Source organism: uncultured Shewanella sp. (assembly GCF_947491715.1).
Lineage (GTDB): Bacteria > Pseudomonadota > Gammaproteobacteria > Enterobacterales > Shewanellaceae > Shewanella.
In genome coordinates this window covers 18,483-30,596 of sequence record NZ_CANLKR010000050.1, presented here as the reverse complement: position 1 = coordinate 30,596, position 12,114 = coordinate 18,483, and the positions used below count along the sequence as shown (strand labels likewise).

General features: G+C 40.5%; 8 protein-coding genes. 3 read left to right on the top strand and 5 right to left on the bottom strand.

The window, feature by feature from the left end; genetic code table 11:
• Positions 1-161 precede the first annotated feature (161 nt).
• The 5 genes from recN to barA all read right to left on the bottom strand — a co-directional run bounded on the left by recN (position 162) and on the right by barA (position 7,456).
• Positions 162-1,820: a DNA repair protein RecN gene (gene recN, locus Q0779_RS21590; RefSeq protein WP_298775914.1), complete on the bottom strand. Its 1,659-nt coding sequence runs from the start codon at positions 1,818-1,820 to the stop codon at positions 162-164.
• A 184-nt stretch (positions 1,821-2,004) separates the two neighbouring features.
• On the bottom strand, positions 2,005-2,958 hold the full coding sequence (locus Q0779_RS21585; RefSeq protein ID WP_298775911.1) for an AEC family transporter: 954 nt from the start codon (positions 2,956-2,958) through the stop codon (positions 2,005-2,007).
• Positions 2,959-3,078: 120 nt separating this feature from the next.
• Complete coding sequence (locus tag Q0779_RS21580) at positions 3,079-3,843, bottom strand: phytochelatin synthase family protein (RefSeq protein WP_298775909.1); 765 nt, start codon at positions 3,841-3,843, stop codon at positions 3,079-3,081.
• Between the two features lie 210 nt (positions 3,844-4,053).
• On the bottom strand, positions 4,054-4,665 hold the full coding sequence (locus tag Q0779_RS21575; protein WP_298775907.1) for a YjaG family protein: 612 nt from the start codon (positions 4,663-4,665) through the stop codon (positions 4,054-4,056).
• Between the two features lies 1 nt (position 4,666).
• Positions 4,667-7,456 carry a two-component sensor histidine kinase BarA gene (gene barA / locus Q0779_RS21570; RefSeq protein WP_298775905.1) on the bottom strand — a complete coding sequence of 930 codons (2,790 nt, stop codon included), beginning with the start codon at positions 7,454-7,456 and terminating at the stop codon, positions 4,667-4,669.
• Positions 7,457-7,550: 94 nt separating this feature from the next.
• On the opposite strand from barA, the gene rlmD reads away from it, so the two are divergent.
• From rlmD to mazG, 3 genes are all read left to right on the top strand, one after another.
• Entirely contained in the window at positions 7,551-8,894 is a 1,344-nt protein-coding gene (gene rlmD / locus Q0779_RS21565) for a 23S rRNA (uracil(1939)-C(5))-methyltransferase RlmD (RefSeq protein WP_298775902.1), read from the top strand.
• 126 nt (positions 8,895-9,020) lie between these two features.
• Positions 9,021-11,228, top strand: a complete 2,208-nt coding sequence (gene relA / locus Q0779_RS21560) for a GTP diphosphokinase (RefSeq protein WP_298775899.1) — start codon at positions 9,021-9,023, stop codon at positions 11,226-11,228.
• A gap of 55 nt (positions 11,229-11,283) precedes the next feature.
• Complete coding sequence (gene mazG / locus Q0779_RS21555; RefSeq protein WP_298775921.1) at positions 11,284-12,084, top strand: nucleoside triphosphate pyrophosphohydrolase; 801 nt, start codon at positions 11,284-11,286, stop codon at positions 12,082-12,084.
• Positions 12,085-12,114: the final 30 nt, after the last annotated feature.

The following is a 12,114-nucleotide window of genomic DNA, read 5'->3' as shown; positions in this document are numbered from 1 at the left end:
TGTTTGTGTTTTACTGTTTGTGTTTTACTGTTTGTGTTTTACTGTTTGTGTTTTACTGTTTGTGTTTTACTGTTTGTTTTTAAGGATGAGTTTTATACTATTCTCCCCGCACATAATAAAAAAGGTGGCGCGAGGAGTGTATGTTTGTGGTGTAAGGTCGTTTATTGCAATAATTCTTTAGCATTTGCTAAGGTGTTATTGGTGATCATGTCCCCGCCGAGTAAACGTGCCAATTCTTCGATACGTTTAGGTTTATTTAAGGGCACCATACTGGTTTCGGTATGTCCAGATTTAGTATGTTTATCTACGAACATATGTTGATGCCCATTTCCTGCCACTTGAGGTAAATGGGTGACACAAAATACTTGGGTGGAGTCGCCTAATGTGCGGAGCATACGTCCAACAACAGCGGCTGTTGGGCCTGAAATACCGACATCGACTTCATCAAAAATTAATGTAGGTGTAGACACTTTTTTGGCAGTGATCACTTGGATCCCAAGTCCTATACGGGACAGTTCACCGCCAGAAGCGACTTTTGCCAAAGGCTGAAGGTCTTGTCCTGGATTGGTGGAAACAAGGAACTCAATATGATCGCAGCCATGGGGGGACAGGTTGTTTTCATTAAATTGGATATCAATGGTAAATTTGCCTTTAGGCATGTTGAGATCATGTATAGATTGAGTGACTTTTTTATCCAGTTCTTTTCCATAGCGGCACCGACTCTGGTGTAGCTTTTTCGCATTATCGAGGTAATGGGTTTTGGACTGTACTAGCTGTTTTTGAATGTCTTCAAGTTTATCTTCATCTGAGTCGAGATCATTGAGTTCAATCAATAAACTCTGATGATGAGCATAAAGCTCATTGGGTTGTACTTGGTGCTTTCTTGACAGTTGCATGATTTTAGACAGACGTTGCTCTAAATAAGCAAAGTGCTCAGGATCTAGCTCTAAACCATTGAGGTAATGTGTTAATTCACTACTGCTCTCTTGGACTTGAATAAATGCTTCATTGAGCATATTAGAGATATTTTCAAGTTGAGGATCGAAACCTTCGAGTGTTTGAGCTTGTGTTATTGCATTATTTAATAAAGATTCGATACTGGCTTGGTCGTTATCTTGTAATAAAAATAACTGATTTTGGCAGGCTTGAACTAATTCTGTACCATTAGCGAGTTTTTTATGTTCAGCTTCAACTTGCTCAAATTCATTTTCCTCTACTGCAAATTCATTGAGTTCTTCAACTTGATATTGCAATAGTTGTTTTCGAGCGAGCCTTTGTTGTTGTGATGTTTCAAGTTGCTTGAGTTCTTTTTCTACCGTTTTACAGCGTAAGTAGCTTTGATTAACACTTTCAAGCAACAACTTATGGTTTGCATAATTATCTAATAATGTCAGTTGGTGTTCACTCTTTAGCATGGCATGATGGGCATGTTGGCCATGGATCCCAACAAGTAGCTGCCCCAGAGATTTCAACTGTGTTAATGGGACTGGGTTGCCGTTGATATAGGCGCGAGATCGGCCATCACTTCCTATAGTGCGTCTGAGAATACATTCATTTTCGAGTTCAAGATCATTATCTTCTAACCAGCGCTTGGCTAGTGGGACATCATTGAGAGCAAAACGTGCACTGACTTCTGTTTTATTGGCACCACTTCTAACGGTATTGGGATCAGAACGATTACCCAAACAGAGTCCAAGCGCATCGATAGCAATAGACTTTCCTGCCCCTGTTTCACCGGTAATGCTGGTCATTCCCGCTTTGAAATCTAACTCAAGAAAACGCACAATAGCAAAATTATTGATACTCAGTTGGCAAAGCATAACGATGTCCCTTTCTCTAAATACTGTATTGATAGACAGTGGACTGTTTTTTTATACAGTATAGACTGTTTTTTTATACAGTAAATAGTGTGTCTGTATCAAGTGCTGTTTTTTCACCCTATTGCAGCCAACTAAGTGTTGTTTCTTTTCTTAAACAGTCAAGCCTATTTTAAAGAGGCTTTGGTTAAAAAGTTAACCAGCGTTCAATTAACGGTAAACTGATAAAACTCATCAATGTGCCAATTAATACCACAAAAGCACTGCTTATTGTTTTGACTTGATAACGCTGTGCGAGTAAGTAAACACTGGCAGCAGTCGGTAATGCCGCTAAAATAACGCCCATAGTAAGTAGTTGATGATTAACCTCAAAAAAGCGTAGAAAGCAGTAAGCTAATAAGGGTTGCAGGATAAGTTTTACGGTATTGATTGCGCACAACTCTGATAGTTTTATTTTTTCAGTATTTGCTGTGTCAGCTTGTCTTGTCGCTTTGGCAAGGACCATACCAATGGCAAATAGTGCACAGGGACTGGACGTGGATCCAATTTGATTTAGCATTAACTCTACAGGAGAGAAAAGAGTAAACGATAAGCTTGATAAGGTGATGCCTAAGGCGCCTGCAATAACAATAGGGTTGGTGCCTAAGGCGCGAGTGATAATTGCAATTGCCGAGTGATGTTTTTTGCTCTGCTGAAGTTCAATGGTGACTAATGCAATGGCGAATAATAAAATTGAAATTAAACTGGCTACAGCGGCAGCGGTGAGAGCATTGTGTTGTTGTGGAAAGAGTAACATCATAATGGGAATACCAATAAAGGCCGTATTGCCAAAGGTGGCGTTCAGTGCTCTGATGGCCGCGAGGGCATGCTGTTTGGGGTGGAACATTAAAGAGATGAAGACGCATAAACCGTAAGAGAGTAACATCGCTAAGGTGAGACTGATGATAAAGCCCCACTGTAAGATTTCATTAAGGGGAGTATTAGCGAGTGCAGCGACAATGATGGCTGGAAGCGCTACATAATACACATATAAATTAAGACTTTGATCGGTGTTATTCGGTAATACTCTGATTTTTTGAATGAAAGCGCCAAGGATCATGATAAAAAAAATGGCAATAAGAGGGGTTAAAATAAGCGGCATGTCTATAACCTAAAGGGGGTGAATAAGATGATGTTTAAGCTGAATCTTCACTGATATATTATGAATTTATTCAACGTGTTGTATGTAATAACGTGTACGCTTCTACTTGGGTTGACGAATCTAAAGTGTGACTTGTAAGTATCCACCACCTTGAACTTGATAGCCGTAGCTCTCTTGCATTGATTGGTATAATTCTTTTAATGGTGCCCAGTACCAAGGGGTTTTGTGTGCAGCAACATCCAGAACTAATACGCTGTCACTGGCTTGGTGATAAGCACAGATAGGGGAAATATGCCCGCTAGGGAGCCCTCCTAAATAATCGCACCGAAAATGAATGATGATATAGTGATTTTGCTTAGCTAAGGTGGATAGTAGAGTTGAACGAAACAGCTTTAGTTCATTTTCTTGCTTCGCAAATGTCGTCTTTACTTTTGCTTTGTAATGATGAAGTAAGTCTGCGAGCTTATCGAGTGATAATCCTGGTTGATATTCACCAGAGGGAGTTTTCTTGACAAATTCAATCACTTCTTTTTCTTTAATATAATCAGTTTTTTTACCCAGAAAAGTTGTTTGTAAAAAAGCATATAGATATAAATTGACACATTTCTTGTTTCTTATTTTCTGGATATGGCATGCCGTTGGGGCTTGATTTAGTGGTTGGAATAGTGCGTTGAGCACTATGACGGCGGAAGCAATACCACAATATGTTGGATGTATTTGTGGCTGAAAGAAATTAGATAAAATATAAAAATCATCGTTTGGTTGCGCTGTTAAAAGGCGATTTCTCCCCTCTGATGAGTGCCAGGAAACAAGTATCGTTTTTTTATTAGCATATGGACTCGCACTAAACTGTCCATAAGTATAATTTTGCTTTAAAGGGGGCATTATGAAATTTCCTGCTTTCATGGACATCATATACTTACCACTATAGTTACTTTTTTAAAGTTTATACGGGTAAAATTGTGATGCAGTAAATTTGCAATTATTTAAGTATAGACAAGAATGATTAAGAGTGTAATGCTATGATTAAATTGTAAAAATCAAGTGATAGTGTTTCGGGAAATCACTATCACAGGAATAGACTATAAAGCGTAATTATTTTTCTCTTGGGATACTTATTCCAATATTAGAAATTCCTACAGCCACAATATCGCGGCGTAAATCCTTAATGAAGTTAGGTGTTATTTTTACCTGTGCTTCAATGATATCTAAGAGGGTATTTTGCATTTCTTTTTCTTCTTGCATCACTTCATGGGCAAAAATGTAATCATCTAATGCGGATGCTTTATCAAAGTCAATATCGCAAGTGGCTTCAATGTAATTAGCCACGGTACTGGATGACAATTTACTGACATTAACAATATCGTCTTCCACTTTGCTTTGCATTGCGCTTAGCAGTGAAGTCAGTGCAACAGCCGCATCCATAGCAGGGTATACGCCATACATATCAAAGTCTTCAGGCTCTGGGGTATTGACTTCAAGCTTTTCTAACTGAAGGTCAATATTCAGTTTTAATTTGGTGTCGTACATGGACTGCCAAAGGAGATTAAGCAAAGTATCGAGCACTTGAGGATCGCCAAACTTGCTAATATCTGAGAATAATTGGTAATTAGGAAACATGCGTTGGCATAATGCAATTGCAAATAATTTTTTTTGTGGTAATTCTAACGCTTTGAGACGTTTGAAAAATCCCATTTTTTCTGTCATTTTATAGGTCCGAAGATAGCTGTGAGATTAGTTGAGCGACTGCTGATTCTACCTTAGTTAGCTCATCAAGTAACTCTAGGATTTCAGGTTCTATGTCATCGAGCGGTGTTTCTTTTTTTAATGCCGATTCTATTTCATGGCATAGCTTCTGTGTTCTAGGGACGCCACAATAACAACTAGCACCGTGTAGCTTATGGACATGGGTGAGCATTGAAGGACTGTCTGCACTATCGAGCGCATCTTGGATCTTACCTTGAGTCTCGGGTAATGAATCGATAAGCATTTTTAGCATATCTAAGGCTAAATCAGGTTTATTATTGGCTTGTGATAGGCAGAGTTCCCAATTGAGGGTATTGGGATCAAAATGGGTAAAAGTGGGCCGTGTTTTCCATTTTTGGATGATATCTTTAAGCGCTGTTTCATCAATGGGTTTAGGCAGGTAATCGTTCATACCACAGGCATTGATATGCTCTCTTTCTTCGGCGAGAGCGTGAGCCGTTACCGCAATAATTGGGGTATTTCGGTTTAGAGAATCTTGCCTGATCTGTTTAGTTGCGCTGAGCCCATCTGTTCCTGGCATTTGAATATCCATAAAAATCAGATCAAAACTGCGCTGTTTTGCTATCATCACTGCTTTTTCACCGCTGTCAGTGACTGTGACATGCGTAACCAGCTCTTTTAATAAGGTATCGATTAATTTTAAGTTAGCAGGGTTATCATCCACCGCGAAGACGTTGAGCTTTTCTTGGCGAAGGGGTTGTGGTGTTTGAATTTGAGTGGGCAAATATTCTTGTGAGTGGTTGTGGGGGTGAAGCAAGTTTTTGGCTAAGCTTCTTTCGCTTAATGGCGCAGGAAGCAGTTTGTCAATTGATGGATAAAATTGCGATAAGCTTTCTTGCTGATCGAGCCCATGAGCGATGACTAAGACATAATCACATTTTTGATTCACTTGTTTGAGTTGCTCTGGTGACAGTTGGGGAGTGAATAATCCTATACTACTGAGCAAAGCAAAATCAAAATGTCTATCAGTATGTTCAAGTAAGCTGCCTAACTCTGCCTGAGTTCGTACGTGACGGACTTGCAATCCCCATAGTTGTAATAACCTATCTGTGGCTGAATGGGATAAGGCTCTGGGTTCAAATAAGAGCAAGCTTTTGTTTTTTAATTCTTTAATATTATAAGGGATGTTAATTGGGTATTGGCTTTGTTGTAGGTTGAAGGTAAACCAAAAAGTCGAGCCTGAATGCACAGAAGATTCACAGCCAATTTCGCCTCCCATACGATTGACCAATCGCTTTGTGATCACAAGCCCCAAGCCTGTGCCACCAAATCGGCGTGAGATAGATGAATCGGCTTGACCAAAAGCTTGAAAAAGATCGGCTTGCTGTTCGGGATTGATACCAATACCTGTGTCACTGATTTCGCATTTTAAACAAATTTGGTTATCGATGAGGGTTGTGAGTTGAATTTTGAGTAAAATGCTGCCCTTATCGGTAAATTTAATGGCATTGCCGATTAAATTGGTAATGATCTGCCCAAAACGCATGGCATCCCCAGAGACATCTTCGGGAATGTTAGGGTCAATATCGATCACCAATTCAAGGTTTTTTTCATAGGCACTATTGGCCAATAGGATGATGGTTTCATCAATGGTTTCACGAAAAGAAAAGGGCATGTTTTCTAATGTCATTTTGCCTGCTTCTAATTTAGAGAAGTCCAGAATATCGTTAATGATCCCCAGTAAGTTGGTGGCACTGCGTTCTATTGTGGTGATGTAGTCTTGCTGGCTGGAATGTAAGGGGGTTTTCAGGAGCTGCTTAGCGAAACCAATGACGCCATTGAGAGGGGTGCGCAGTTCATGAGACATGTTGGCTAAGAATTCTGACTTTATTCGGCTGGCTTCTTGAGCGCGTTTTTTGGCTAAATCTAATTCCACATTTTGGATTTCAATTTGCTCTAAGGTTTCACGTAAATCCAGTGTAGCCTGATCGATATTTTGCTGCATTTCTTCATGGTATTCAGATAATGAACCTGCCATGGCATTAATGCCCCGTTTGAGTAAATCTAATTCGCCGATTAAGTTACCCGTTAGTCTCGTATCGAGTTTTCCTTCTCGAATTTTAGCGACCACTCTGACCATTTCGGTGATCGGTTGGGTGACATTTTTCACGAGTCTAAAAGTAAACAATAAATTGAGCTGTACACCGATGAGCACAATAATGAAGGCGGCAACGGCAGCACGGTGCTGTTCTAAGAGTGCATTTTCCTTATTTATGAGAATGGCAATATAACCGAGTTTTTTCTCATTATATTGTGATTGTGCTGATTGCGAATTGTAAGATTGAATTAAGTGATTTTTAGTAGAGAAAATGGGGCTACGCAGGATTAAACTGTCTCCCAAGTGTTCAATTTCTGTTTCTTTTAGGCTATCAGCGGCTTGTTCAAAGCGCATGAACTCATGATTTTTATAATGATGAGAGGTGACGATGACGCGATTATCATTATCAAAAATGGCAATAAATTGAACTAAAGAAGGTTTATTCAGTTGCGCAGAAGTGATCAGGCGTTTTGTGGTTTCAAAGTCATTACTTTCCAATCCGGCTTCTGCAGCAATGGCCAAAGGCTCAATAATATTGCTCGCTTGTTCTGTGAGCGTTTCTTCAAGCTCATAGAATCGATTTATGGTAAAATAGCTTCCTAATAGTATACCGACTAAAATAGTCGGCGCTAATGCCAGTACCAGAACCCAAGAGCGCAGGCTGTATTTGGCCATGTTATTGGCATTGTTCATTGAGTCGTCATTGACCGTAACTTAGTGAAATTATTTCATATATTGCCAGAAGTTGGGCCATGTTGGCCAGTTTTTTATCTATTTAGAGGCCTAAATGGCACAGTTTTATAAAGCGACAACGAATAAAAAGAAACAATTATCGAGTAAGCTTTCACTTGATGTGAGCCAGCTGGATCACTTAGGGGCGGGTATTGCTCATCATCAAGGTAAGATAGTCTTTGTGCCTGAAAGCCTGCCGGGTGAAAAAGTGTCGGTACAATTAACGGAGCAAAAAAAGACCTTTTCTCGAGCTAAGTTACTGGATATTGAGCAAGCCTCACCTCAACGTGTTGTGCCCTCATGTGAGCATTATCAGCAGTGTGGCGGCTGTGATTTACAACATTTATCCAGTGATGATCAAAGACGTCATAAAGAACAGACTTTGTTGGATTTGCTTCGGCGTTTTTCGATGAAAGGCAAAGGTGAGGTACTTGATGATGTGCTCGCGGCATCATTACTTGATACCCATTGGCACTACAGGCGTAGAGCTCGATTAGCGACCTTGTATCATGCAAAAACCAAGCACGTCAGTTTAGGATTTCGGGCTAAAAATAGCAGTCAAGTCGTTGAAATCCAGTCGTGCTCTGTGTTGTCTAAAGACTTATCGATTTTAATTCCTTTATTTGCTAAATTGCTTAATCAATTAAATGCAAAAAAATCCTTAGGTCATCTTGAATTAACCCAAGCCGATAATGGTATTTTTGCGGTTATTCGTATCACTGCTCAGCTAACGGATAAAGATAAGCAAAAGCTGATTAATTTTGGACAGGCACAGGTCCTCAATCTCTTGTTACTGAATAATGAAGGGAAAAGTGAGTCTTTAACGGGACAGTTACAGCCTTTTTATGCCTTAAATGAGGATAAACTCTATTTTTCAGCCGGTAACTTTATTCAAGTCAATGGTGCTGTTAATCAAATGATGGTGTCTCAGGCGATTGATTGGTTGGCACCTAAAAAAGATGAGCGGGTACTGGATTTGTTTTGTGGTGTCGGTAATTTTAGTGTGCCACTGGCTCGAATGGCCAAAGAGGTCATTGGCGTTGAAGGTGTGCCTAACATGGTGAAGCAAGCACAAGTGAATGCTAAGCAAAATAATGTCAATAATGTGTCTTTTTATCATGCCGATTTAAGCAGTGATTTATCGAAAGAGCCTTGGCTTGGAAAGGTGGATAAAATATTATTAGATCCTGCTAGAGCGGGTGCCTATGAAACACTTAAATGGCTTAAAAAGTTGAAACCCAGCGCATTAGTCTATGTTTCCTGTAATCCTGCAAGTTTAGCAAGAGATGCGGAATTGATTTTACAGCAAGGTTATCAGCTGACAAAAATGGGGATGATTGATATGTTTCCCCAAACGCATCATCTTGAGTCTATGGCGTTATTTGAATTGAAGAAATGATACTTGTTTACTTGATAACCATTGAGGGCAATGAGTATCTGTTAACGATTAACGGTGGCCGAGCAATAACGCCTTGTCGCCACAACAATTTCTGTAATTTTTCTCAGTACAACAAAGGAATCTCTGATGGTATCTGTTCGTGAAGCACATTTTAGCGATCCTCAATTTCAACTTGAAGAATGGGTGGAACGGTATATTAGTGATAGCGATGAAGCGCAAGTCTTGCTGACTTTACTGAATAAAGTAGAGCAACTTCTTTTGCAGCATAAAACGCCTACGGGTGATGTGCTCAAACGTAGCCGAGAAATGATAGAGATCCTAGCGCCACTGAACATGGATATAGAGACTTTGCAAGCGGCTGTTATTTTTGTGGCTTTTGATGAAAAGTTAATTGAAAAATCGGATTTAGAGGACGTTTTTGGCGCACCTCTAGCCAAGTTGGTTAGCAGTGTGGAAATCATGAACGCTATTGGCGCTTTGAAAGTATCCGAGCAGTCTCGTGGTAATGCACCTCAAATTGACAATATTCGTCGTATGTTACTGGCAATGGTCGAAGATGTCCGCGCGGTCGTGATAAAGCTTGCTGAACGCATTTGTTTGTTAAGAGAAGTAAAAACAGCCGATGAAGAAACACGGGTACTGATCGCGCGCGAAATTGCTGATATCTATGCGCCTCTGGCTAACCGTTTGGGTATAGGGCAATTAAAGTGGGAATTGGAAGATATTTCATTTCGATATTTACATCCTCAGACCTACAAAGATATTGCTAAGCAACTAGACGGAAAACGTTTAGACAGAGAGACCTTCATTGATGATTTTGTGCGTCAGTTACAAGAGAGACTCGATAAGGATCATATTCGAGCGAAAGTGTACGGTCGACCTAAGCATATCTACAGTATTTGGAAGAAAATGAAGGGTAAGCAACTCAAATTTGATGAGTTGTTTGATGTACGAGCGGTGCGTATTGTGACCGACAGGTTGCAAGACTGCTATGCGGCCTTAGGTGTGGTACACACCTTATGGCACCATATTCCAAAAGAATTTGATGACTATGTGGCTAACCCTAAACCTAACGGTTATCAATCGATTCATACTATTGTTGTGGGTCCTGAAGGCAAAACCGTTGAAATACAAATTCGTACGGAGCAAATGCATGAAGATGCTGAGTTAGGTGTAGCGGCTCACTGGAAATATAAAGAGGGCGCGAACACTAGCAAACAAAGCGGCTATGAGCAAAAAATTAATTGGCTACGTAAGATTTTGCAATGGCAAGAAGATGTGGCTGAAAGTGGTAATCTTGTTGAAGAAGTCCGCAGTCAGGTGTTTGAAGACAGAGTGTATGTTTTCACACCAAGTGGTGAAGTCATTGACTTGCCTCAAGGGGCAACAGTGTTAGATTTTGCTTATTATATTCATTCTCAAGTGGGGCATAAGTGTATTGGTGCCAAGGTAGATGGACGTATTGTGCCTTTTACTTACCAAGTGGAAACAGGGCAACGGATTGAAATTATTACCTCCAATCAGCCTAATCCGAAACGCGATTGGCTCAATCCTAATTTAGGGTATATACGCACATCTCGAACACGTTCGAAAATTCAGCATTGGTTTAAACAGCAAGATAGAGATAAAAATATTGTTGCGGGTAGAGAAATCCTTGAGACTGAGCTTGCTCGTATTAATTTAAAGGTGAAAGATGCTCAGCCAGCTGTTGAGCGTTTTAATATGGTGGGTATGGATGACTTACTGGCTGGGATAGGCGGAGGCGATGTTCGTCTAAACCAAGTGGTGAATTTTGTACAAAGTCAGTTAAAGCCACAAGCTATATCCGATGAAGCCGTGGTGGAAGAGCTGGTTAAAAAGAGTCAACATAAGCCCAGCGCTAAGGGAAAAGGTCAAGTTGAAGTCAATGGTGTCGGTAATTTAATGAGTCATATTGCAGGTTGTTGTCAACCTGTGCCAGGGGATGAAATTTTCGGTTTTATTACCAAAGGTCGTGGTATTTCAGTACACCGCTTGGATTGTGAGCAACTTAAAGAGTTAATGAAAGAGCAGCCTGAACGCGGTGTGGATGTGATCTGGGGAGAAAATTATTCCGGCGGGTATAAGATCAGCTTAAAAGTCATAGCTAATGACAGATCAGGTTTGCTTAGAGATTTAACCTCGGTATTGGCGGCTGAGAAATCCAATGTCCTCTCTATGAGCTCGTCATCGGATGTGAAAACACAAACTGCCTTGATAGAACTGCAATTAGAGCTTTATAACTTAGATGCGTTATCACGGGTGATAGCAAAATTAAGTCAAGTGGAAGGCGTGAGTGAAGCTAAACGAGCATGATGCAACAAAATTTGAGCGAGGAAAGTGTGAAGTGAGCACGAAAACTGAAGAGGGTATGACAAGTGAATTTACAGTCCAATCTTTACTCGAGATCATGACAAAGTTGAGGGATCCCAATACGGGTTGCCCATGGGATCTTGCTCAGCAATTTGATTCTATCGTGCCTTTTACCTTAGAAGAAGCCTATGAAGTGGCTGATACCATTGAGCGAGTCGCCTTAGATGAATTGCCCAGTGAATTAGGCGACTTATTATTTCAAGTCATATTCTATTGCCAGTTGGGTCAAGAACAAGGCTTGTTCGACTTTGGTGTGGTGGTTGATAAAATCTGTAATAAGCTCATTACTCGACATCCCCATGTGTTTGCTGAGCAAGATTTTCACAGCAGCCAAGTGATAAAGCAAAATTGGGAATTGTTAAAGGAGAAAGAGCGGCAAGCTCGGCAATTACACTCGACGTTGGATGATATACCTCTTGCCTTACCGGCACTGACTCGCTCGATGAAGATACAGAAAAGAGTTGCTCGGGTTGGGTTTGATTGGGATACGCTTGAACCGGTTGTGGCAAAAGTGCATGAAGAAATCACCGAAGTCCTTGATGAGGTCAATCAGGCTCCCCTTTCCCAAGATAAGGTCATTGATGAAATGGGCGATTTACTTTTTGCTGTGGTGAATATGGCCAGGCATTTACAGGTGGATCCTGAGCAAGCATTAAGACAGGCTAATCGTAAATTTGAAAGGCGCTTTAGAGGGGTTGAGGATAAAGTGGCCGCTTCTGGCAGTGTGATGAGTGAGCAAACTTTGTCGCAACTGGATGCACATTGGGATGCGGTAAAAAAAGAAGAAAACGACACTTAATCGTCTTTATGTGGCATAAAAGTGTAAACT

What these genes read in the sequence shown, in the direction of transcription:
- recN (WP_298775914.1), bottom strand. Translation starts at nt 1,820, where the DNA reads ATGCTTTGCCAACTGAGTATCAATAATTTTGCTATTGTGCGTTTTCTT.
- Q0779_RS21585 (WP_298775911.1), bottom strand. Translation starts at nt 2,958, where the DNA reads ATGCCGCTTATTTTAACCCCTCTTATTGCCATTTTTTTTATCATGATC.
- Q0779_RS21580 (WP_298775909.1), bottom strand. Translation starts at nt 3,843, where the DNA reads ATGCCCCCTTTAAAGCAAAATTATACTTATGGACAGTTTAGTGCGAGT.
- Q0779_RS21575 (WP_298775907.1), bottom strand. Translation starts at nt 4,665, where the DNA reads ATGACAGAAAAAATGGGATTTTTCAAACGTCTCAAAGCGTTAGAATTA.
- barA (WP_298775905.1), bottom strand. Translation starts at nt 7,456, where the DNA reads ATGAACAATGCCAATAACATGGCCAAATACAGCCTGCGCTCTTGGGTT.
- rlmD (WP_298775902.1), top strand. Translation starts at nt 7,551, where the DNA reads ATGGCACAGTTTTATAAAGCGACAACGAATAAAAAGAAACAATTATCG.
- relA (WP_298775899.1), top strand. Translation starts at nt 9,021, where the DNA reads ATGGTATCTGTTCGTGAAGCACATTTTAGCGATCCTCAATTTCAACTT.
- mazG (WP_298775921.1), top strand. Translation starts at nt 11,284, where the DNA reads ATGACAAGTGAATTTACAGTCCAATCTTTACTCGAGATCATGACAAAG.